The sequence below is a fragment of the Alkalihalobacillus sp. AL-G genome (genome assembly GCF_030643805.1).
Classification (GTDB): domain Bacteria; phylum Bacillota; class Bacilli; order Bacillales; family Fictibacillaceae; genus Pseudalkalibacillus.
The window spans coordinates 1,820,699-1,842,402 of sequence record NZ_CP094656.1; the positions used below are offsets into that span (position 1 = coordinate 1,820,699).

23 protein-coding genes and 1 other annotated feature are annotated in these 21,704 nt (G+C 40.5%); all 23 genes read left to right on the forward strand.

The window, feature by feature from the left end; genetic code table 11:
• The first annotated feature begins 116 nt into the window (after window positions 1–116).
• The 23 genes from murB to MOJ78_RS09490 all read left to right on the forward strand — a co-directional run bounded on the left by murB (window position 117) and on the right by MOJ78_RS09490 (window position 21,637).
• A complete protein-coding gene (murB, locus tag MOJ78_RS09380; RefSeq protein ID WP_304980922.1) occupies window positions 117–1,022 on the forward strand; it encodes a UDP-N-acetylmuramate dehydrogenase in 906 nt (301 codons plus the stop codon).
• Between the two features lie 285 nt (window positions 1,023–1,307).
• Entirely contained in the window at window positions 1,308–2,084 is a 777-nt protein-coding gene (locus MOJ78_RS09385; RefSeq protein ID WP_304980923.1) for a cell division protein FtsQ/DivIB, read from the forward strand.
• On the forward strand, window positions 2,074–2,769 hold the full coding sequence (locus MOJ78_RS09390; protein ID WP_304980924.1) for a DUF881 domain-containing protein: 696 nt from the start codon (window positions 2,074–2,076) through the stop codon (window positions 2,767–2,769). The genes MOJ78_RS09385 and MOJ78_RS09390 overlap by 11 nt, the downstream gene beginning before the upstream one ends.
• A gap of 11 nt (window positions 2,770–2,780) precedes the next feature.
• Window positions 2,781–3,482 carry a DUF881 domain-containing protein gene (locus MOJ78_RS09395; RefSeq protein WP_304980925.1) on the forward strand — a complete coding sequence of 234 codons (702 nt, stop codon included), beginning with the start codon at window positions 2,781–2,783 and terminating at the stop codon, window positions 3,480–3,482.
• Window position 3,483: 1 nt separating this feature from the next.
• A complete protein-coding gene (locus MOJ78_RS09400) occupies window positions 3,484–3,843 on the forward strand; it encodes a small basic family protein (protein WP_304980926.1) in 360 nt (119 codons plus the stop codon).
• Between the two features lie 153 nt (window positions 3,844–3,996).
• The gene (ftsA, locus tag MOJ78_RS09405) at window positions 3,997–5,283 is read left to right on the forward strand and encodes a cell division protein FtsA (RefSeq protein ID WP_304980927.1); all 1,287 of its coding nucleotides are present in this window, start codon (window positions 3,997–3,999) and stop codon (window positions 5,281–5,283) included.
• A 39-nt stretch (window positions 5,284–5,322) separates the two neighbouring features.
• Entirely contained in the window at window positions 5,323–6,480 is a 1,158-nt protein-coding gene (gene ftsZ, locus MOJ78_RS09410; RefSeq protein WP_304980928.1) for a cell division protein FtsZ, read from the forward strand.
• A gap of 454 nt (window positions 6,481–6,934) precedes the next feature.
• Window positions 6,935–7,858: a sigma-E processing peptidase SpoIIGA gene (spoIIGA, locus tag MOJ78_RS09415; RefSeq protein WP_304980929.1), complete on the forward strand. Its 924-nt coding sequence runs from the start codon at window positions 6,935–6,937 to the stop codon at window positions 7,856–7,858.
• A gap of 69 nt (window positions 7,859–7,927) precedes the next feature.
• Window positions 7,928–8,647 (forward strand): RNA polymerase sporulation sigma factor SigE, encoded by a 720-nt coding sequence (gene sigE / locus MOJ78_RS09420; RefSeq protein WP_304980930.1) that lies wholly within the window; start codon window positions 7,928–7,930, stop codon window positions 8,645–8,647.
• Between the two features lie 93 nt (window positions 8,648–8,740).
• Window positions 8,741–9,523, forward strand: coding sequence for an RNA polymerase sporulation sigma factor SigG (sigG, locus tag MOJ78_RS09425; RefSeq protein WP_304980931.1), 783 nt, complete (start codon window positions 8,741–8,743; stop codon window positions 9,521–9,523).
• Between the two features lie 161 nt (window positions 9,524–9,684).
• Window positions 9,685–9,972: a YlmC/YmxH family sporulation protein gene (locus tag MOJ78_RS09430; protein WP_304980932.1), complete on the forward strand. Its 288-nt coding sequence runs from the start codon at window positions 9,685–9,687 to the stop codon at window positions 9,970–9,972.
• Between the two features lie 105 nt (window positions 9,973–10,077).
• Window positions 10,078–10,926 carry a peptidoglycan editing factor PgeF gene (gene pgeF / locus MOJ78_RS09435; protein WP_304980933.1) on the forward strand — a complete coding sequence of 283 codons (849 nt, stop codon included), beginning with the start codon at window positions 10,078–10,080 and terminating at the stop codon, window positions 10,924–10,926.
• Window positions 10,923–11,600, forward strand: a complete 678-nt coding sequence (locus MOJ78_RS09440) for a YggS family pyridoxal phosphate-dependent enzyme (protein ID WP_304980934.1) — start codon at window positions 10,923–10,925, stop codon at window positions 11,598–11,600. The genes pgeF and MOJ78_RS09440 overlap by 4 nt, the downstream gene beginning before the upstream one ends.
• 15 nt (window positions 11,601–11,615) lie before the next feature.
• Window positions 11,616–12,041 carry a cell division protein SepF gene (locus MOJ78_RS09445; protein ID WP_304980935.1) on the forward strand — a complete coding sequence of 142 codons (426 nt, stop codon included), beginning with the start codon at window positions 11,616–11,618 and terminating at the stop codon, window positions 12,039–12,041.
• Between the two features lie 24 nt (window positions 12,042–12,065).
• Window positions 12,066–12,320, forward strand: a complete 255-nt coding sequence (locus tag MOJ78_RS09450) for a YggT family protein (protein WP_304980936.1) — start codon at window positions 12,066–12,068, stop codon at window positions 12,318–12,320.
• Window positions 12,321–12,328: 8 nt separating this feature from the next.
• The gene (locus tag MOJ78_RS09455; protein ID WP_304980937.1) at window positions 12,329–13,108 is read left to right on the forward strand and encodes a YlmH family RNA-binding protein; all 780 of its coding nucleotides are present in this window, start codon (window positions 12,329–12,331) and stop codon (window positions 13,106–13,108) included.
• Between the two features lie 69 nt (window positions 13,109–13,177).
• Window positions 13,178–13,690 carry a DivIVA domain-containing protein gene (locus MOJ78_RS09460; protein WP_304980938.1) on the forward strand — a complete coding sequence of 171 codons (513 nt, stop codon included), beginning with the start codon at window positions 13,178–13,180 and terminating at the stop codon, window positions 13,688–13,690.
• Window positions 13,691–13,824: 134 nt separating this feature from the next.
• Window positions 13,825–14,050, forward strand: a binding site (T-box leader).
• Window positions 14,051–14,137: 87 nt separating this feature from the next.
• Complete coding sequence (gene ileS, locus MOJ78_RS09465) at window positions 14,138–16,900, forward strand: isoleucine--tRNA ligase (RefSeq protein WP_304980939.1); 2,763 nt, start codon at window positions 14,138–14,140, stop codon at window positions 16,898–16,900.
• 188 nt (window positions 16,901–17,088) lie between these two features.
• The gene (locus tag MOJ78_RS09470) at window positions 17,089–17,772 is read left to right on the forward strand and encodes a TraR/DksA C4-type zinc finger protein (protein WP_304980940.1); all 684 of its coding nucleotides are present in this window, start codon (window positions 17,089–17,091) and stop codon (window positions 17,770–17,772) included.
• A gap of 188 nt (window positions 17,773–17,960) precedes the next feature.
• Window positions 17,961–18,461 carry a signal peptidase II gene (gene lspA, locus MOJ78_RS09475; protein WP_304980941.1) on the forward strand — a complete coding sequence of 167 codons (501 nt, stop codon included), beginning with the start codon at window positions 17,961–17,963 and terminating at the stop codon, window positions 18,459–18,461.
• On the forward strand, window positions 18,424–19,341 hold the full coding sequence (locus MOJ78_RS09480; RefSeq protein ID WP_304980942.1) for an RluA family pseudouridine synthase: 918 nt from the start codon (window positions 18,424–18,426) through the stop codon (window positions 19,339–19,341). The genes lspA and MOJ78_RS09480 overlap by 38 nt, the downstream gene beginning before the upstream one ends.
• Window positions 19,342–19,609: 268 nt before the next feature.
• Entirely contained in the window at window positions 19,610–20,146 is a 537-nt protein-coding gene (gene pyrR, locus MOJ78_RS09485; protein ID WP_304980943.1) for a bifunctional pyr operon transcriptional regulator/uracil phosphoribosyltransferase PyrR, read from the forward strand.
• A gap of 168 nt (window positions 20,147–20,314) precedes the next feature.
• A complete protein-coding gene (locus tag MOJ78_RS09490) occupies window positions 20,315–21,637 on the forward strand; it encodes a solute carrier family 23 protein (protein ID WP_304980944.1) in 1,323 nt (440 codons plus the stop codon).
• Window positions 21,638–21,704: the final 67 nt, after the last annotated feature.

The following is a 21,704-nucleotide window of genomic DNA, read 5'->3' on the forward strand; positions in this document are numbered from 1 at the left end:
ACTGCCAAGCTTTCTTTTTCGCGTTTATAAACGTTTTCGTTTGAAATAGGATAGCTTTATCTGTGGACAAGAAAACTGCATAGTATATTGAAGAGCTGATTAGGTGGTGGATGAAAGTGAAAGAATTAGTGAAACGCCTGAAACAGGCAAACGTAGGTACCGTATTAGAAAACGAGTACATGTCAAAACATACGACACTTAAAATTGGCGGACCCGCTGATATATTAATAGAACCATCCTCTATTGAAGGAATTAGGAAAACGATTGAAATTGTAATGGACAACAATGTCCCATGGCGTGCAATCGGCAGAGGTTCAAATCTGCTCGTTTCAGACGATGGGATCGAAGGGGCAGTCATTAAACTCGGAACAGGTCTGGATCATCTTGAAGAGGAAGAAGATGAAATTCTGGTTGGTGGCGGCTATCCAATTATCAAATTATCCACGATTATGAGTAGAAAAGGGATGTCGGGACTTGAATTCGCAAGTGGTATTCCCGGATCTGTTGGTGGAGCTGTCTATATGAATGCCGGTGCTCATGGTTCAGATATTGCTGCCATCCTTACGAAAGCCCATATTTTGTTTGAGGACGGTACGATGAGGTGGTTGTCGAAAGAGGAGCTGGATTTTTCATACAGGACCTCGATCCTCCAACGAAAGCCGGGTATATGTTTGGAAGCCGTTTTACAATTGGACCATGGCGATCGAGAAAAGATTGTGAATCTGATGCAGAAAAATAAAGATTATCGCAAATTAACTCAGCCATGGAACCACCCATGCTGTGGAAGTGTATTTCGAAATCCTCTCCCCAATCATGCCGGTCAGCTAATTGAATCAGCTAGGTTGAAGGGTCGCACGATCGGAGGAGCTCAAATTTCGGATATGCATGCCAACTTCATCGTAAACGTTGGAGATGCAAAGGCAAAGGATGTCTTGGATCTTATTGAGCTTGTTAAGATGACAATCCGGCAGGAACACAATGTTGAAATGGAGACAGAGGTTGAACTGATCGGCCGTTCATAAACGGTTTTCACTATCGCCCTGTTCGGAAAGAAATGATTGGTTTTGTACTTTCATATCTACAAAAGATCAGAAAAACCTATCCTGTAGAAAAAAATATGAATAAGATACGAATGATGGATTAAAGTGGCAATTTAATGTGCTATAATACGAATTGAATAGATGTGTACAAACGTGTGACTTTATCGTGTAAAACGGCATATCTAACATATGCCGTTTTACCGCTTTGTTACATGATTTTTGATGTTTTATTGAATAGATCAGCCCTCATCAACTGGAGGCAACCTTATGGAAAATAAAAAGGTAACGACACTTGAAGATCGTATTCCGAAATTAAAAGAGCAACGGAAGCAAAAGGCAAATAGGAGAATGATCTTTTATATTTCATTTTTCTTTTTATTAATATTGGTGATCATTTATTTTCAATCACCATTAAGCCATGTGCAGACAATTGAAATTAAAGGGAATCAGCTTGTTACCGAAGAGCAGATTATCGAGAAAAGTAATATAAAAGAAGACACGAATTTTTGGTTGGTAGAGACGAAAGCTGTAAAAAAGAATGTTGAAGAACTTATACAGGTGGATCAGGTAAAAGTAGATAGACAGTTTCCAAGTACAGTCATGATTGAAGTGACAGAATATGTAAAGGTAGCCTTTGTTGAACGGGAAGGAACATATTTGCCATTACTGCAAAACGGGGAAACGATGCCAGCTATTTCTGATGGAACAGTGCCGAGTAATGCCCCTGTTTTGATTGATTGGAACAAAAATGAAGCATTGCAGGCAATGGCGTCTGAATTGAAGAAATTACAAGAAAGTATTCGAATCAGAATTTCAGAAATCCATTTTGAACCTAAGGAAAATGATTCAAAACGGATTACTCTTTTTATGAACGACGGTTATGAAGTCGAGACAAGGATTTCAGGATTTGCGGATCATATGAAGCATTACCCAGCTATTGTACAGGCGCTAGAATCCGATGAAAAAGGGGTCATCCATTTAACTGAATCCGTCTATTTCAACCCGTTTGTAAAGGAAGAAGGGAAAGTGGAGAATGAAGATTAGAGGAAAGCATGTCATCTACTCGCTCATTTTGCTCATAACCGGTTTTATGCTCTCCTTTTCTTATCAATTTACAAAACAAGAAGAACGTGTCCCGACTAATGGCGAATGGAAGAGGGAAGACCAACTAAGATCCCGGATCCTGTCCATCCAAAAAGAAAATAGAGAGCTATTGGAACAACTTCAAGAAAAACACCAGGTTGTAAATGAAAAAGAAGAAAAAATCGCAAAGCAGGAAAAGCAAAGTTACAATTTGGTTGAGGAAGTAAAAAAACTTAGAAAAGTTGTCGGACAAATACCTGTTAAGGGAAAAGGGATTGTCGTAACTCTAGAAGACAGTTCTTATATACCAGATTCACAGGATCCGAACGACTATATTGTCCATGAAGCGCACGTACGTATGGTGATTCATGAGCTTTACGTAACAGGTGCGGAGGCGGTTGCGATCAATGGGCAGCGGATCTCTCATAAAACCAACATCAACTGTGTTGGTCCGGTAATAAACGTTGATGGTGTTAAACACCCAGCGCCTTTTGTAATCTCTGCGATAGGTGATCCAGATGTTTTCTGGAATTCACTGAACCTGACAGAAAATATTACAGATCAACTTGTAAATGACGGGGTGGAAGTTCGCTTGGAAAAGGAGTCATCAATTGAAATGCCTCCGTTTATTGAACGGGAAGGATGATAGATAGACCGATGCGAAGAAGTTTAGTTTTTTTTGGGATTACAGTGATCATTGGCTTCATGCTCGCGATACAATTTTACACGATCCATGAACCGAAAGCTCGTGATACGAGGGATATATGGGAGCTTCGTAAGGATCTGGAAAAAGTAAAGAAAGTCCAGCAAGAATTGAACAGTGAAATTTATAAATATGAAAGACTTGTCGATGAGTATACAGGGACCGATAAACAGGGACAAATTGAAACATTGGAAAAAACATTGAAAGAATTGAAAAAAGAAGCGGGCATTACAGAGGTAAGCGGACAAGGAATCATCTTGACCATCGAACCCTTATTAAATGACGAAGCTTTAATCGGACAACCGGCAATTAAGATTCAACCCGAACTTATCAGACGTTTGATCAATGAATTGAATACGTATGGAGCGCAAGAAATCTCAATCGATGGAGAGAGAATAATCAATACCTCTCCGATCCGTGAAGTAAACGGGAAAACGTACATAAACGATGAGCCTCTTTCTGAATTACCGATCGAGGTGAAGGTAATTTCGATGGATGCAAAGGATTTACATGCTGAAATGCTTACCTCTCAATCAGGTGAAGACTTTGCCCGTGAAGGACTGCGGCTCGAATCTGCACTAAAAGACATTATTACTTTACCTGCTTTTGAACATCAAATCCGTGTAAAATATATGCAGCAGAAGGAGGGTGCGTAACATGTGGCTTCCTGTGCTAGGATTGTTGATTGGCCTCCTTCTCGGTTTCATGTCTGATTTACGCATACCAGAGGAATATTCGAATTACTTATCGATCGCTGTATTAGCTGCACTTGATACTCTCTTCGGTGGAATACGTGCCCAACTACAAAAATCGTTTGATGATAAAGTTTTCGTCACAGGTTTTTTCTTTAATATCATCCTTGCTGCAAGTTTGGCTTTTCTAGGTGTACATCTTGGTGTAGACTTATATTTAGCAGCAATTTTCGCGTTTGGAGTACGTTTATTCAACAATATTGCTCTCATTCGAAGACTACTCCTTACGAAACCTACGAAAATACAGCAAAATGAGAAGAATTAGTGGAAAAATCTTTTGAAAAATAAAGGGAATGCTTGCTTAGTGTTGAATACTTTCCTTAAATCACAAAACTAAGAAGTTTCAAGTATTAAATGTATTAGTAATTACAATAATGAAATCGACCAGTAGTTGATATTTTGAAGGAGGTGCCAAAGAATGAACAGCAGCGAGATATTTATTAGCTTAGACATCGGTACATCCAATATTAAAGTGATCATCGGAGAAATGTCTGATGAAAACTTTAATGTCATTGGAGTTGGAAATGCTAAATCTGAAGGAATAAAAAAAGGTTCAATTGTTGATATTGATGAAACTGTTCGTTCTATTAAAAAAGCTGTAGAACAAGCCGAAAGAATGGTAGGGCTTCAAATTAATTCTGTGATCGTCGGAATCACTGGTAATCATGTCCAACTTCAGCCGTGTCACGGTGTTGTGGCAGTTTCGAGTGAGGATCGCGAAATACGTGATGAGGATATTAAACGCGTTATTGACGCCGCACAAGTGATGTCGATTCCTCCAGAAAGAGAGATTATCGATGTCATACCTAGAGAGTTCATCGTAGATGGTCTTGGCGAAATCAATGATCCAAGGGGTATGATCGGTGTCCGACTCGAAATGGAAGGGATTTTGATTACTGGGTCAAAAACGGTATTACATAATGTGCTCAGATGTGTAGAGCGAGCAGGATTACAAGTGGCAGACATTTGTTTGCAACCACTTTCAGCAGGAGCTGTGGCACTGAATAAAGACGAACGGAATCTTGGGGTTGCTCTCGTAGATATGGGAGCGGGTTCAACCACATTAACCGTCTTTGATCAAGGATCAATTCAGTTTACAAAAGTACTTCCGATCGGTGGGGATTTTGTTACAAAGGATATCTCCATTGGACTCCGCACTACGACAGAAGATGCTGAGGGTGTGAAACAAAAGCATGGACATGCTTTTATCGACATGGCATCGGAAGAAGAATTTTTTAACGTAGCACGTATCGGATCATCGGATGAACAGGAATTTAATCAGTATGAATTGTCTCATATTATCGAACCAAGGATGGCAGAGATCTTTGAACTGATTTTAGAGGAATTGAGTCGGAATGGATACCACGAACTTCCTGGAGGCTTTGTATTGACTGGCGGTGTTGTTACAATGCCTGGTGTTTTGGAACTGGCACGGGAAATCCTTGATCAGAACGTACGGGTCTCGATGCCAGACTATATCGGTGTTCGGGAAGCACAATATACGACAGGTGTGGGGCTGATCCAGTTCACCTATAAAAATGTAAAGGTGCAGGGTAAAGAAGTAGCGGCTTCAATTTCAGAGGAACAACTTGAAGAACAGACTGTAAAAAATCGCCGCAACACAGAACAACGGGTAGAAAAAGAAATGAACAAACCCGGTGTGAAAAACCGAATGAAAGATTGGTTTGGAACGTTCTTTGAATAAACCCTTAATACTGGAAACCATAGATTAGGAGGATCACATATGCTAGATTTTGATATGAATATGGATGGACTCGCAAAAATTAAAGTGATCGGTGTAGGCGGTGGAGGTAGTAACGCTGTCAACCGAATGATTGAAAACAACGTCCAAGGTGTCGAGTTCATTGCTGTAAACACAGATGCTCAGGCTCTTAACCTATCAAGAGCAGAAGTGAAAATGCAAATCGGCTCAAAATTGACACGAGGATTAGGTGCGGGTGCAAATCCGGACATCGGAAAAAAGGCAGCAGAAGAAAGTAAAGAACAAATCGAAGAAGCACTACAGGGCGCAGATATGGTATTTGTTACTGCAGGTATGGGTGGCGGAACCGGTACAGGTGCCGCACCAGTCATTGCAGAAATTGCAAAGGACATCGGCGCATTAACGGTTGGTGTCGTTACACGTCCATTCACATTTGAAGGTCGAAAGCGTTCTACTCACGCAGTGGGTGGTATTGAAATGCTTAAGGAAAAGGTCGACACACTCATCGTCATACCAAATGATCGACTATTAGAAATTGTAGATAAGAATACACCGATGCTCGAAGCATTCAGAGAAGCAGATAATGTACTTCGCCAGGGTGTACAAGGAATCTCGGATTTAATTGCTGTACCGGGGCTAATCAACCTTGACTTTGCTGATGTAAAAACGATTATGACTTCAAAGGGCTCAGCACTCATGGGTATTGGTGTAGCAACTGGAGAAAATCGGGCTACAGAAGCTGCTAAAAAAGCGATATCGAGTCCACTTTTAGAAACTTCAATCGATGGAGCGAAGGGTGTTCTCATGAACATTACCGGAGGATCTAACTTGAGCCTCTACGAAGTAAACGAAGCAGCAGATATCGTTTCGTCCGCTTCCGACGAAGACGTAAATATGATTTTCGGTTCTGTCATAAACGAAGAGTTGAAAGACGAGATCCTAGTAACGGTTATTGCAACTGGGTTTGATGATTCGCAAGGACATTCGAAACCGCAACAACAACGTCCGAAGCAATCAATGAACAACGTACAGAATCAACAACCTAGTCCACAGAAATATTCTCGTGAGGAGCCTAGAACACAGGAAAGTAATCGTTCACCAAAACCCTCACAGCAATCCGATTACAACGATACACTAGATATTCCAGCATTTCTCCGGAATCGTAACCGCAAACGATAATACGAAAAAATCGACTCAGCTGAGTCGATTTTTTTGTGTGGATTAGGAAAGTATAGATTTTTTGGCAGGCCACATAGTTTGAGGTCTTATCTACTATTGGTGGTCGATATATTTCGATTCGTGGTCGGATAAATCAAATTCGTGATTGAAATATCGTTTTTGGTAGAGGTGAATGCTATTAAATCTCCCAAAATGCATCTCAAAAATCAAGAGTAATCAGGTTTTTCATCGTTTTATTAGTCCAATCGATCGTGCGAATTCCTTCTACACTAGGTTCGAGAAAAAATCAAGAGAAGAAAATTCACCGTTTACCCATTTTTTAGGTAAAAATCCACCGACAAAACCTCCATAAATCTCACAAAATTAACACGATGTTAAGCACATAATCCGACAGACTTCCTCGATGCTCATACGATATACTAAGTGCACAGTTCCAGCATGAAAGGAGCGGCCAATGACAATTTATTTGGATGTCATTTGGTTTCTGAATCTGTGTATTGATTTTTTGTTACTTTGGTTAACAGCTTTGATTTTGAAACGCAACACTTCTAAAAAACGGTTGTTCGTAGGTGCATTGGCAGGTTCACTGTATGTGTTTTTTTTATTTGCAGATACGGGAGTCGTGTATCATCCAGTTGTAAAACTGATTTACTCGGCATTCATTATTTTTATCACGTTCGGTTACAAGAGGTTTGCATCTTTTGTACAAGGGTTATTCATGTTTTATTTCACTACTTTCATTACAGGAGGAGGTTTACTAGGAATACACTATTTCTTACAAAGTGATGCACAAGTGATCAATGGCGTGATACAAACGAAGTCTAGTGGTTTAGGCGATCCGATTAGCTGGTTGTTTGTTGTCATCATGTTTCCAGTAATGATTATTTTTACAAAAAGAAGAGTGGGACATCTGGAAGTCAGGAAGCTTCATTATGAACAGAATATGACCTTTGAAGTAAAAATAGACACGGTGATGCTTAAAGGTACAGGATTAATGGATAGTGGTAATCAACTTCATGATCCCATTTCTAAACATCCTGTCATGATTTTAGATACGACAGAATTTAAGGATCAATTACCGAAAGCGGTTATAGACCTTGCAGCTAACCTTGATCAAATCGGTCAAACTGAAGATGATGAGAACTCATGGATCGATCGTTTGCGGCTGATTCCGTACCGTGTAGTAGGTAGCAGCAACCAATTTCTAGCCGGTATTAAAGCTGATCATGTCTATATTTGGGAGAATGATGTCAAACATGAAACGAAAAACGTTATAGTTGGATTGTCCTTGACGAACATTTCTGGTGAGAGGGATTATAACGCAATTCTTCACCCTAAGATGCTATTGAATGCAAAGGTGACATCCAGTGCTTCTTGATTTATGTAGTTAAAAAAGAAGCTTTCAATTACTTATTCAAGTATAAAAAACGCCGAGGGAGGATAACGAATGGGGAATTTGAAGCTCCGATTAACGCTATTTTGGTATAAATTATTAATTAAGCTGGGTGTGAAGGCAGAGGAAATATACTACATAGGGGGTAATGAAGCGTTACCTTCACCTCTCAGTAAGGATGAGGAAGCCCATTTACTTAAAAAGCTTCCAAAAGGGGACAAAGCTGCACGTGCGATGCTGATTGAGCGGAATTTGCGGCTTGTCGTTTACATCGCACGTAAATTTGAAAACACCGGAATCAATATTGAAGATCTAATTAGTATCGGAACGATCGGCTTAATAAAAGCCGTGAACACATTTAATCCTGAAAAGAAAATCAAGTTAGCTACCTACGCATCGCGATGTATTGAGAATGAGATCTTAATGTATTTAAGAAGGAACAACAAAACACGATCAGAAGTTTCGTTTGATGAACCGTTGAATGTAGACTGGGATGGAAATGAACTTCTCTTATCTGATGTGCTTGGGACAGACGATGACATCATTACACGTGATATTGAAGCGAATGTTGACCGGAAGCTACTCGTTAAAGCCCTATACACCTTATCACCGCGTGAAAAACAAATTATGGAGCTACGCTTCGGATTATCGGGCGGTGAGGAGAGAACACAAAAAGATGTTGCCGATTTACTCGGTATTTCTCAATCCTATATTTCAAGGCTAGAAAAAAGAATCATTAAGCGGCTCCAAAAGGAATTTAACAAAATGATGTAAAATCCGAATTCGACATTTTTCTTCCTCGTGCATAAATTTTCCTTCCAAGGAGATACTTTATTTTGACAGTAACTCCCAATTGGAGGGGAAGATATGACACGAAATAAGGTAGAAATTTGTGGCGTTGATACATCTAAGCTTCCAGTTTTAAAAAACACTGAAATGAGAGTGTTATTCGCTCAAATGCAAAGTGGTGATTTGACCGCAAGAGAAAAACTCGTCAATGGGAACTTAAGACTTGTTTTAAGTGTCATTCAGCGTTTTAATAACCGAGGCGAGTATGTAGATGACCTTTTTCAAGTTGGGTGTATCGGATTGATGAAATCGATCGACAACTTTGATCTAGGGCAGAATGTTAAATTTTCAACGTATGCGGTACCGATGATTATCGGGGAGATACGCAGGTATTTACGAGACAACAATCCAATCCGTGTTTCTCGTTCATTACGTGATATTGCGTACAAAGCGCTTCAGGTACGGGATAAAATCGTAAGTAAAGAGTCCAGGGAGCCGAACCCTCAGGAAATTGCACGTGAGCTTGGAGTGACAAAAGAAGAAGTGGTTTTTGCACTTGATGCAATACAAGATCCAGTTTCATTATTCGAGCCGATTTATAATGATGGCGGAGAACCGATTTATGTGATGGATCAAATTAGTGATGATAAAAATAAGGATTATCAATGGATTGAAGAAATTGCTTTACGTGAAGCGATGACTCGACTTAACCAACGTGAAAAAATGATCCTTACGATGAGGTTCTTTCAAGGGAAAACACAAATGGAAGTAGCAGATGAAATCGGCATTTCTCAAGCACAAGTATCCAGACTCGAAAAAGCAGCGATCAATCAAATGAATAAAAGTATCCAAAGCAGTTGAAAACACTGCTTTTGTAGCGAATTTTCAAAAAAGAGGCTAACTCCCGTGTGAGTTAGCCTCTTTTCGCTATTTTCTTGAAAATTATCGGGACTAATTTATTGTTCATTTTAGGCTGTTTCAACATATATATTTTAGTAACACAGAAAGGCGGGATAGGGCACATGATTAAAATATCCGAATTTCAAATTAAAGATGTAGTAAACGTTTCGAATGGACGAAAACTTGGACATATAGCGGATTTAGAGATTAACCTCAGCACCGGTAAAATCGATGCGATCATCATTCCGGGTGCGGGAAGAATGATGGGCTTTATGAGGAAAGAAAATGATATTGTCGTTCCTTGGAGAGATATCGTAAAAATCGGAAAAGACGTCATTCTTGTCAGGTTTGAAGAACAAGTAGAAGGACATTTGACTCCACCTGGGTATCATAATTCAACAAAGAATTGAAAACACACGAGCAAACTTCCAACTATTCAACAACTTGTGATAAAATAAAAACAACTACGTAAGCCTTCGACAACTATCGTTACACACGTTATGGAGAGGATATTTTTGAAGGAATTATTCGTACGTGCAAGTGAATATCATTTTAAAATTTCGCCTTTTACTAGTAATAACAGTGGAACTTCAACTGCTGCGGGAATTTCGACTAGACATGGTGGAGTGAGTTCTTCCCCCTATCATGCGCTGAATTTAGGATTACACGTCGGTGATTGTACAGAAGATGTAGTCGAAAATCGCCATCGACTTGCAAAAGAAGTGGGCATCCCTTTGAGTCGATGGGTATTTGGTGAGCAGGTCCATGCAGCTACAATCCATAAAGTAACTGCACGTGATTGTGGTAAGGGTTCAAAGTCATGCGAAACGGGTATTATGGGAGTAGATGGTTTTTATACGAGAGAATCAAAGCTTGTACTCGCCGCTGCATTTGCGGATTGTGTACCCTTGTTTTTCTCAACAAAGCAAACGTCTCTCATTGGTATTGCTCATGCGGGCTGGAAAGGAACAGTAAGTCAGATTGGCAGCAAGATGGTAAACATGTGGGTTGTAGATGAAAAGATGAGGGTTGAAGATATTGAAGTAGTCATAGGACCTTCCATCCAAGCCTGCTGCTATGAAGTGGATGATCGTGTCATTTCAAAAGTGAACGAGGTTTTACACCCAGGTGATCCACTTCCTTATACAATCAATCAAAATGGCACGTATCAGTTGAACCTTCAACAATTAAACAAGCTGATCTTGATAAAAGCAGGTGTTTTGTCAGAGAAGATTCAAGTTTCATCACGATGTACAAGCTGTCAAGTTGATAATTTCTTCTCCCATCGTAAAGAAAACGGGAAGACAGGTAGAATGCTTGCCTTCATCGCTAATCATAAAGGAGAGGGGGACGTCACGATTTGAGAATTCAGGAAAATCTGGAGCATATTCGCAGGAATATAAAGGATGCTTGTAAAATGTCTGGTCGCAATCCTGATGACGTCACCATTATTGCTGTAACGAAATATGTGAGTGTGGATACAGCTAGAAAAGCGATATCAGCAGGGATAAAGCATCTCGGTGAAAATCGGGATGAAGGATTTTTACATAAGAAAAATGAAATCTCAGAGGATGCCATCTGGCACTTTATTGGTACTCTTCAATCAAGAAAAGTCAAAGATATTATCAATGAGATTGATTACCTCCATGCGTTAGACAGAATTTCGTTGGCGAAGGAAATTCAGAAGCGAGCAACAGGAATAACCAAATGTTTTGTCCAAGTGAATGTTTCGGGTGAGGTTTCTAAACATGGTCTACAACCTGAAGAAGTTGTACCTTTTATTCAAAAGATCTCGCAATATGATCGGATTCAAGTCGTCGGGCTAATGACGATGGCACCTCATATTGATAATGAAAACCGACTACGTCAAATATTCAGGGACCTTAAACAGTTACAAAAAGAAGTACAAGCCCTCAGACATATTCATGCACCATGTACTGAGCTATCGATGGGCATGTCAAATGATTATTCAATTGCCGTTGAAGAAGGCGCATCGTATATTCGGATCGGGACTTCTTTAGTTGGTAAAGAAATGTAAGGAGGTTGTCCTTCGATGGGAATCAAATCAAGGTTAAAGCATTTTTTCGCACTCGATGACGAGATTGATGAGGAACAATACGAAATTGACTCCTCAAGTGAAGAAGATTTACACTCGATGACACGTTATCGGAAGGATCAAAAAAGTCAAAACATCGTAAGCCTGCAAAGTGTCCAGAAACAGGTCAAAGTTGTGTTGGTAGAACCAAGGCTTTACTCAGAGGCCCAAGAAATCGCGGACCAATTGACGAACAGGCGCGCAATCGTTATGAATTTGCAACGAATTCCTCTAGATCAGGCTAAACGTATTGTGGATTTTCTGAGCGGTACCGTTTATGCGATCGGCGGGGATATCCAAAAATTAGGTCCGAATACGTTTTTATGTACGCCGGATAATGTCGATGTTTCCGGAATGATTTCCGAGATGAATGAAGAAGAATAGACAATTAAGGGTGGTTATAGAGAAATGATTGAAACTATCGTTATATATGCCTTACAAGCTTATCAATGGATGCTTATCATTTATATTTTCTTGTCCTGGGTACCGAATGCAAGAGAGTCTTCATTTGGTCAGTTCCTCTCTTCGATTTGTGAGCCGTTCCTTGCACCATTTAGAAAAATCATTCCACCACTTGGGATGATTGACTTATCACCAATTGCAGCCTTCATTTCACTGAGTTTTGCAATGAGTGGTGTAGGTTATTTGTTTGATCTATTTTAGGTGAGAAAATGAAATTATACCAGCATTTTAGACCTGAGGAACAACCGTTTGTCGACCAGATCCTTGAATGGCACAGGATGGTACTTGATCAATATTCACTTAAAAAAACGGATTTCTTGGATCCTAGAGAACGGTTTATCCTAGAATCCGTAATCGGAAAAAATGAAGAGGTGCACTTTTCCTTTTGGGAAGGATACAACAATATTGAACGTACAAGAGGAGTGCTGTACCCCAATTTTTTGGAACCGGATTATGAAGATTATGATGTTCAATGCTATCAGCTCGAATATCCACACAAATTTGTTACGGTTCAACATCCTGATGTTTTAGGAGCTTTGATGAATTTAGGTCTTAGAAGGGAAAAGTTCGGAGATATTCTTGTCAATGGGGAAACGATTCAACTAATCGTCGCAAAGGAAATCTCTGAATACGTTGAATTGAATCTTACCGCAGTTGGAAAAGTAAAAGTTGAATTGCGAAAAATCGATTCAACTGAACTCCATACTCCAGACGAACAATGGAATGAACAAAGTGGTACAGTATCTTCATTACGCCTTGATGCCATTCTAGCAGAGGCATTTCATCTCTCAAGATCAAAGGTGGGTCCATACATACAAGGGAAGAAAGTTAAATTGAACTGGAAGCTGATTGAACAAACCTCGGTTGAACTTCAACAAGGTGATACAATTTCGGTCCGAGGACTAGGTCGTGCAAAACTTTTACAGATCGATGGACAGACGAAGAAAGAAAAATGGAGAATTGTATTAGGAATAAAAAAATCTAAATGAATGCAGGAAAAACGACGAAAATGTCGAAAATTACAAATAAGAATAGACATTGATACGGGGGTGGTAAGTATGTCTTTAACACCATTAGACATTCATAACAAAGAGTTTAACCGCGGTTTTCGTGGATACGATGAAGATGAAGTAAATGAATTTCTCGATCAAGTGATTAAGGATTATGAAGCTGTTATACGGGAAAAGAAAGACCTTCATGAAAAACTTTCTAAATTGGATGAAAAACTTTCTTATTTTACCAATATTGAAGAGACGCTGAATAAATCAATTATTGTAGCACAAGAAACTGGTGAAGAAGTTAAACGGAATGCAAATAAAGAAGCAAGATTGATTGTTAAAGAAGCTGAGAAAAATGCAGACCGTATAATTAATGAAGCGTTATCGAAATCAAGAAGGATCATGCTCGATATTGAAGAACTGAAAAAACAATCTTCGGTTTATCGTACAAGATTCCGAATGCTTATCGAGGCACAGCTTGAAATGTTAAAGAATGAAGATTGGGATGGATTGAAGCCTTCTTCTGAGGACGATGATGAACAGAGTCTTCATTTGGAGGAGTTAAAGTCCTAAGTGGGATCAAATACTTTGAACGATTACGTTTTTAAGACATGTTTTTTTGTTTCTTATTTGTCTAAAATAATATTCTAGGCGAACATAACTTGACGAACTTATTTTGTATTCGGTATAATTTTAGAACAATAATATAAAAGACTGTGATGGGGACAGTACGTATTATCAGTTTTTTCAAGCGAATCAGGGGTGGTGGAAGCCTGGTATGGACGATAATTCAGAAAATCACCCCGGAGTCCCATGCTGAACGGAACTCAGGTAAGCTATGGCGAGTCATTCTCGATACGAATTCAAGTGGATATGCAGATAATGATGTGTGTCTATTAGGGTGGTACCGCGGGTAACCTTCTCGTCCCTATTTGGGAATGAGAAGGTTATTTTATTTGGAAAAAGTTGCATAGATGTAATATCAAGTTAGGTGGATGAAGAGAAAGGTAGGAGAAAAACATGAATTATAAAGAGACATTATTGATGCCGAAAACAGATTTTCCGATGCGAGGCGGGTTACCGAACAAGGAACCGAAAATTCAGGAAAACTGGTATGAAAAAAACATTTACGAAAAGGTTCAAGAAAAGGCGAAGGGCTTACCGAAATTTATTCTTCATGATGGACCTCCTTATGCAAATGGAGATATCCATATAGGTCATGCTGAAAATAAGATCCTGAAGGATATAATCGTCAGATATAAGTCGATGAATGGATTTGATGCTCCTTACGTCCCTGGCTGGGATACGCACGGTCTTCCAATCGAGACCGCGCTCGCCAAAGTAAAAAAGGTCAATCGGAAAGAGCATACTGTAGCAGAGTTCAGAAGAATGTGTGCTGAATATGCTCTAGAACAAGTTGAGAGGCAAAAGGAACAGTTCAAACGACTGGGAGTTCGTGGTGACTGGGAAAATCCATACATCACCTTGACGAAAGAGTATGAGGCCGAACAAATCAAGGTGTTTGGCGAAATGGCAAATAAAGGGCTTATTTACAAAGGTAAAAAGCCCGTTTATTGGTCTCCTTCATCAGAATCTGCTTTTGCCGAAGCAGAAATCGAATACCAAGATAAACGTTCAGCTTCTATTTACGTGTCATTTCCTGTGAAGGATGGAAAAGGAGTCATTGATGAAGATGTATCCATCGTAATATGGACAACGACCCCTTGGACAATTCCAGCCAACCTTGGGATTTCTGTTCACCCCGATTATACGTATGTTGTCGTAGAAACGAGTGGGAACAAACACCTAGTAGCAGAAGACCTCCTTGAGGAACTTACTTCAGTTTTAGAATGGGAGGAGCCAAAAGTTGTTAAGAAAGTGAAGGGTTCTGATCTTGATCGTGTTGTAGCTAGCCATCCGTTTTATGAGCGGGATTCCCTCGTCATGCTTAGTGATCATGTAACTACAGATTCTGGTACTGGTTGTGTTCATACCGCTCCAGGCCATGGGGAAGATGATTTCAGAGTAGGAAAACGATATGACCTTGGTATCCTTTGCCCTGTTGATGAAAGAGGGCACATGACAGATGAGGCACCTGGCTTTGAAGGGATGTTTTATGACAAAGCGAATAAGACGGTGACGGAAAAACTGACAGAAGCTGGAGCTCTTTTAAAATTAGAGTTCATCACACACTCCTATCCGCATGACTGGAGAACGAAAAAGCCGATCATTTTCCGAGTGACAGACCAATGGTTTGCTTCGATTAAACAAATTCGAGAGCAGATTCTAAATGAAGTAAAAGAAGTAAAATGGTATCCATCATGGGGCGAAACACGACTTCATAATATGGTCAAGGATCGGGAGGATTGGTGTATTTCTAGACAGCGTGCATGGGGTGTTCCGATTCCTGTTTTTTACGCGGAAAATGGAGAGCCGATCCTTACGGAGGAAACGATCCAACATGTTTCTGACCTATTCCGTGAACATGGCTCTAACATCTGGTATGAGTGGGACGCGAAGGACCTCCTTCCTGAAGGGTTTACATCTGAGCAAAGTCCGAATGGAGAGTTTGTAAAAGAGACGGATATCATGGATGTTTGGTTTGATTCTGGCTCTTCCCACCAAAGTGTTCTAGAAGAGCGCTCTGAGCTTGTACGACCTGCTGACGTCTATCTTGAAGGAACCGACCAATATCGCGGATGGTTCAACTCTTCTTTATCCACAAGTGTTGCTGTTACAGGTAAAGCACCTTATAAAACAATTATCACACACGGCTTTGCCCTTGACGGTGAAGGACGTAAAATGAGTAAATCGATCGGTAATGTCATGGATCCGATCAAAGTGATGAAACAACTCGGAGCCGACATCATCCGACTTTGGGTATCTTCGGTAGACTATCAAGCCGACGTCAGAGTATCCGATGACATTTTAAAGCAAGTATCTGAAGTGTACCGGAAAGTTCGTAACACATTACGATTCATGCTCGGAAACTTGAACGGGTTTGACCCTGCCAAGCATCGTGTTGATTATGAAGACATGAATGAATTGGATCAATACATGCTCGTAAAAGTGAATCAGCTGGTGCAGCGTGCGAAGGATGCTTACGATGATTATCAATTCTCAACGGTTTATAATGCAATCCACAACTTCTGTACGATTGAATTAAGTTCGTTTTACTTGGATCTTGCAAAGGACACACTTTATATCGAAGCTGAGGATGATCTTAAGCGTCGCTCGATGCAAACAGTCCTATACGATAGTGTTGTTGCCTTGACGCAGCTTGTAGCTCCGATTCTGGCTCATACAGCTGATGAGGTGTGGGAGTACATTCCGGGCATGAAGGAAGAAAGCGTACAATTGACATCGATGCCAGAAGTAACGGATTATCCGAATGCTTCAAATTTGCTTGAAAAATGGGATGAAATGCTGGATGTCCGTGACGAGGTGCTCAAAGCATTAGAGAATGCACGAAATGAAAAAGTGATTGGAAAATCACTTGCAGCTTCAATTGAGCTGTATCCAACTGAGAAAACGAAGGAACTTCTTGAAACCGTAAACGACCTTGATAAGTTCTTCATCGTTTCTGAGGTGAAAATTTCGGGCACGATGGAAGAAGCTCCGGAAGAATCAGTTCGATTTGAACATGTAGCAATCGTCGCAAAGGCTGCAGAAGGGGAAACGTGTGACCGTTGCTGGACGGTCACACCTACTGTCGGCGCCGATACGAACCACCCTACTGTCTGTGAACGCTGTGCAACGATCGTAACAAACCATTACGCATAATTTTTTTGATGAACGCCCCGTGAAAGTCCCACTTTCACGGGGCGTTTCCTCCATTAAGATAGAAAACAGCAACAAATAGGGATGATTGTTTTCATCGATTTTTAATCAGGAGTTTTCTTTTGCAACTTGTGTAAATCACATGCAGTTGGTCAAACTATACGTATCATACCTTTTGGAGGAAACAATAGATGAATTACGACCATCTAAAACAAAAACTACTCAAACGAAAACAAGAAATTGAACAAGAATTCGAACAAAATGATCAGTTTGGATTAGAGCGAGGATTCGCAAGTGATATGTCGTCAGGTGAACTGTCGCAATATGATAATCATCCTGCGGATTCGGGTACAGAGCTTTACGAACGGGAAAAGGATATCGCCTTGAAAGGTCACTTGGAAGAAGAGCTTTCAGATATCAAATATTCACTGCAACAAATGCAAAAAGGAACATATGGAACATGTGAAGTTACCGGAAAACAGATCCCGATTGAACGGCTGGAGGCTTTACCAACAGCCCGTACGACTAAAGAAGCATCACCGAATCAACAGATCTCGGATGATCGTCCTGTGGAGGAAGAGGTCCTCACTTCCATGGAGGAAGAATATTATACAGGAAGCGATGAAACCGAATATAATGAACAGAATACGTATCAGGAAGTAGCATCCTTTAATGAAAACAGTATGACCTATGAGGACTCATCCATAATCGACAATCAGGATGGCGTCGGCTATGTTGAGGAATATGAGCAATTTGTTTCAACCGGCATTGATGGTTATACCGGGGATGAAAACATTCATTTTCAGAGAAATGTCCAATATGATCAATACATGAATGAACAAGAAAATATTGATGAAGAAGAAAATAATCAATAGCATCTTGATTCAAAGACAAGCCCAAACCATACAAAGGGTTTATCCGGACAAAAAATATAAAACCTGAAAGCTTTGGGCTCCTGTCTTTTAAAGTATGTGTTTTAAGCGTTCATTTCACCACCGTTTATTGTGAAAATAGCTTTAATATGCTAAAATTCAAACGGATATATACAAAGGTGGGGGAAGGCATGCGTTATTACATAATAGCTTTAATCGTAGTCATTATCGATCAAATTACAAAATGGTTCATCGTTTCCAAAATGAACATCACTGAGTCCATTACCGTCGTATCGGATTTCTTTTATATAACCTCACACCGGAATAGAGGTGCTGCATTTGGCATCCTGCAGGGGCAGATGTGGTTGTTCTTCATTGTTACGATCATCGTCCTTATTGCAGTCGTATACTATATGCAGACTGAGGCAAAAGGAAAGCCCTTTTTAAGTTCATCACTTGGCCTTATACTCGGCGGAGCCATCGGAAATTTTATCGATCGGATGCTTAGAGGGGAAGTAGTGGACTTCCTCAATTTTTATTTTGGCGCTTATAATTTCCCGATTTTTAACATTGCTGATTCAGCATTAGTAGTGGGTGTCAGTATGATTGCAATCGCATTAATGATGGAAAGTAAAGAATCAAAGGAGATATCAGATGAATCAGATTCAAATGAAAGTTCCCGACAAGTATGAACACCAACGGATAGACAAAGTCATTGCCAACCTGCAAGAGGATATTTCCAGAACGCAAATTCAACAGTGGATAAAAGAAAAGCGGATAACCATTAACGGGACCGAAATAAAAACGAATTATAAATGCATCGCTGGTGATCAAATTCTCATTGATGTTCCAGAACCAGAACCGTTAGAAGTGATACCAGAACAAATGGACCTGGATATTGTGTATGAGGATAACGATGTAATCGTTGTGAATAAACCAAGAGGCATGGTCGTTCACCCCGCACCAGGTCATATGACTGGAACATTAGTCAATGGGATAATGGCGCATTGTAAAGACCTTTCAGGCATAAACGGCGTCCTTCGTCCAGGTATTGTCCATCGGATCGATAAGGATACAACTGGCCTTCTCGCCGTTGCCAAAAATGATCAGTCCCACAAACATTTAGGTGAACAAATGAAAGCAAAAACGGCCACACGGAAATATAAAGCAATTGTTCATGGGGTGATCCCGCATAATAAAGGAACTGTCGATGCACCGATTGGAAGGGACAAAAGGGATCGGCAAAAAATGACCGTAACAGATGAGAACAGCCGGGATGCCGTGACGCATTTCAATGTACTTGAACGGTTTTCAAAGTATACGTATATCGAATGTATTCTTGAAACGGGCAGAACCCACCAGATTCGTGTTCATATGGATTATATCGGCTTTCAAATGGCTGGTGATCCAAAATACGGTCCGAAAAAAACGTTACCGATCGAGGGACAGGCATTACATGCAGAAACATTAGGGTTCGTTCATCCACGCACCGAACAATACATGGAATTCTCTGCAGAACTGCCGAATGATATGAAACGGCTCCTTGATGAACTTCGTCGAAATTTAGTTTGACATAAGAAAGATCTATATGAGATAATCACATCAATGAATATAAGACCTTTAAAATCAGTCCCGTGAGGCTGGGAAGGTAACGGTTAAGTAAATGGGGTCAAGTGTGCCCATCTACTCTCTTTGCAGGAGAACTGTACCCTCTCGCCAATCGGCAAGAGGGTATTTTTGTGTTAGAAATTCGAGTTTCGAAGTTAATTCTTGAGTTTTGCAGTAAAATTCCAAATTTCGCAGTAAGTTTTCAGTTTCATGAACTGTTGGGGGTGAAGTGATGAAGGAAAAGACGATTCTGTTGGATCAACAAGCTATTAAGCGGGCTTTGACGAGAATTGCGCATGAAATATTGGAGCGCAATAAAGGAACAGAAAACCTGCTCCTTGTCGGAATCAAGACTCGTGGTGTTTTCTTGGCTGATCGGCTCGGCGAAAAAATCGAGCAAATTGAAGGTGAAAAAGTAGATAGCGGAGAAATTGACATAACCCTCTATCGGGATGATTTATCTAAGAAAACCGATGATGACCAGCCGCTCTTGAAAGGGACCGATATCCCGATTGATGTCACTAACAAGACGGTGATTCTTGTTGATGATGTACTCTACACAGGAAGAACGGTACGAGCCGCGATGGATGCGGTAATGGACCTTGGCAGACCTTCACAAATACAACTAGCGGTATTAGTGGATAGAGGTCATCGAGAGTTACCGATTCGATCTGATTATGTTGGAAAAAATGTACCCACTTCACGTGAAGAAATCGTAAGCGTTGACTTGAAAGAGATAGACGATAAGGACCAAGTAAGCATTAAATAGCATTATTAAATCAAATTAAATAGGCCCTTTTAAGTCAGTTCTGTGAGGCTGACAAAGGGATTGTAAATTTGGATACGGGTGAAAAGTATGCAATTTACATTCAAAAGGGCTGGCTTTTTTTATAAAGTCGCCCTTTTTTTGGGCCTCAGAACTGAGGAGGAAATTAGAATGAACAAAAATGAATCAGTCGGAATCAGAGAAATACCGAAACCAGGTAAGTGGCTAGCGCTAAGTCTCCAGCACATATTCGCGATGTTCGGGGCAACGATCTTAGTACCCTTTCTTGTAGGGTTGAGCCCGGCTGTCGCACTCATATCAGGAGGTTTAGGAACACTTGCTTATCTGCTCATAACAAGAGGGCGAATCCCAGCGTATTTAGGGTCATCATTCGCGTTTATCGCACCAATCATTTCTGCAAAAATGGCAGGCGGGTTTGAAGCTGCGATGGTCGGGTGTTTCTTTGCTGGACTTGTATATGGAATAGTAGCATTACTCATTCATAAATATGGCTTGAACTGGTTATTGCAGCTCTTGCCACCGGTGGTCGCTGGACCGGTCATTATTGTCATCGGTCTTGGGTTGGCAGGAACAGCTGTCGACATGGCAATGTTTATACCAGGGTCAGAAGAATACAGCCTGATGCATCTATCAGTTGCACTTATCACACTTGCAATCACGATTATCGCGTCCATCTATTTTAAAGGATTCTTCAGCCTCGTTCCTATCTTGTTTGGAATTCTAGCCGGCTACATTTATGCTTTTATCATCGGTTTGGTCGATCTGGCACCTGTCCGTGAAGCGCAGTGGTTCCAAGTTCCTGATTTAATGGTTCCGTTCGTTACCTACACTCCAACCTTTTCTTGGGGAGTTATAGCTATCATCGTCCCTGTTGCAACAGTAACCCTTACTGAGCATATCGGGCACCAGATGGTTTTAAGTAAAGTAGTCGGTAAAAACTTTATGGAAACCCCATTGCTGAAGCGATCAATTCTTGGGGATGGAGTTGCAACAATGATCGCTTCCTTAATCGGCGGACCGCCAAACACAACGTATGGGGAAAATATCGGAGTACTTGCGATTACAAAGGTTTTCAGCATCTTTGTTATCGGGGGTGCAGCTGTCATTGCAGTCCTGTTCGGATTCATCGGAAAAATATCTGCTTTAATCAGTACGATTCCAACTGCTGTCATGGGAGGCGTCTCGATTCTGCTGTTCGGAATCATCGCATCGTCTGGCTTGAGGATGATGATTGACAGCAAAGTAGATCTTGGTGAGAAACGTAACCTGATCATCTCCTCTGTCATTCTAGTACTAGGAATCGGTGGGGCTTTTATTCAAGTAAGTGATGAGCTTCAAATTGCAGGAATGTCACTTGCTGCCTTTGTTGGAGTACTACTCAACCTGATTCTCCCTGGTCGGGAAAAACAGGGATTGAATATGGAAATGTTTGAAGAAACGACAACTGAAAAATCTGATGGTTCAGCGGCGTAACGCTGGATCACCATCTTTTAACCAAGTCCAGAGAGGCTTCCAAGGGTGGGTAAGAAGGAATTGTGAT

Coding starts and splice junctions, on each gene's coding strand:
- MOJ78_RS09395 (WP_304980925.1), top strand. CDS start 2,781: ATGCGAAGAAGTTTAGTTTTTTTTGGGATTACAGTGATCATTGGCTTC.
- sigE (WP_304980930.1), top strand. CDS start 7,928: ATGGGGAATTTGAAGCTCCGATTAACGCTATTTTGGTATAAATTATTA.
- MOJ78_RS09445 (WP_304980935.1), top strand. CDS start 11,616: ATGGGAATCAAATCAAGGTTAAAGCATTTTTTCGCACTCGATGACGAG.
- ileS (WP_304980939.1), top strand. CDS start 14,138: ATGAATTATAAAGAGACATTATTGATGCCGAAAACAGATTTTCCGATG.
- MOJ78_RS09460 (WP_304980938.1), top strand. CDS start 13,178: ATGTCTTTAACACCATTAGACATTCATAACAAAGAGTTTAACCGCGGT.
- MOJ78_RS09430 (WP_304980932.1), top strand. CDS start 9,685: ATGATTAAAATATCCGAATTTCAAATTAAAGATGTAGTAAACGTTTCG.
- MOJ78_RS09480 (WP_304980942.1), top strand. CDS start 18,424: ATGAATCAGATTCAAATGAAAGTTCCCGACAAGTATGAACACCAACGG.
- MOJ78_RS09450 (WP_304980936.1), top strand. CDS start 12,066: ATGATTGAAACTATCGTTATATATGCCTTACAAGCTTATCAATGGATG.
- lspA (WP_304980941.1), top strand. CDS start 17,961: ATGCGTTATTACATAATAGCTTTAATCGTAGTCATTATCGATCAAATT.
- MOJ78_RS09400 (WP_304980926.1), top strand. CDS start 3,484: ATGTGGCTTCCTGTGCTAGGATTGTTGATTGGCCTCCTTCTCGGTTTC.
- ftsZ (WP_304980928.1), top strand. CDS start 5,323: ATGCTAGATTTTGATATGAATATGGATGGACTCGCAAAAATTAAAGTG.
- ftsA (WP_304980927.1), top strand. CDS start 3,997: ATGAACAGCAGCGAGATATTTATTAGCTTAGACATCGGTACATCCAAT.
- MOJ78_RS09385 (WP_304980923.1), top strand. CDS start 1,308: ATGGAAAATAAAAAGGTAACGACACTTGAAGATCGTATTCCGAAATTA.
- sigG (WP_304980931.1), top strand. CDS start 8,741: ATGACACGAAATAAGGTAGAAATTTGTGGCGTTGATACATCTAAGCTT.
- MOJ78_RS09390 (WP_304980924.1), top strand. CDS start 2,074: ATGAAGATTAGAGGAAAGCATGTCATCTACTCGCTCATTTTGCTCATA.
- MOJ78_RS09455 (WP_304980937.1), top strand. CDS start 12,329: ATGAAATTATACCAGCATTTTAGACCTGAGGAACAACCGTTTGTCGAC.
- pyrR (WP_304980943.1), top strand. CDS start 19,610: ATGAAGGAAAAGACGATTCTGTTGGATCAACAAGCTATTAAGCGGGCT.
- spoIIGA (WP_304980929.1), top strand. CDS start 6,935: ATGACAATTTATTTGGATGTCATTTGGTTTCTGAATCTGTGTATTGAT.
- MOJ78_RS09490 (WP_304980944.1), top strand. CDS start 20,315: ATGAACAAAAATGAATCAGTCGGAATCAGAGAAATACCGAAACCAGGT.
- MOJ78_RS09470 (WP_304980940.1), top strand. CDS start 17,089: ATGAATTACGACCATCTAAAACAAAAACTACTCAAACGAAAACAAGAA.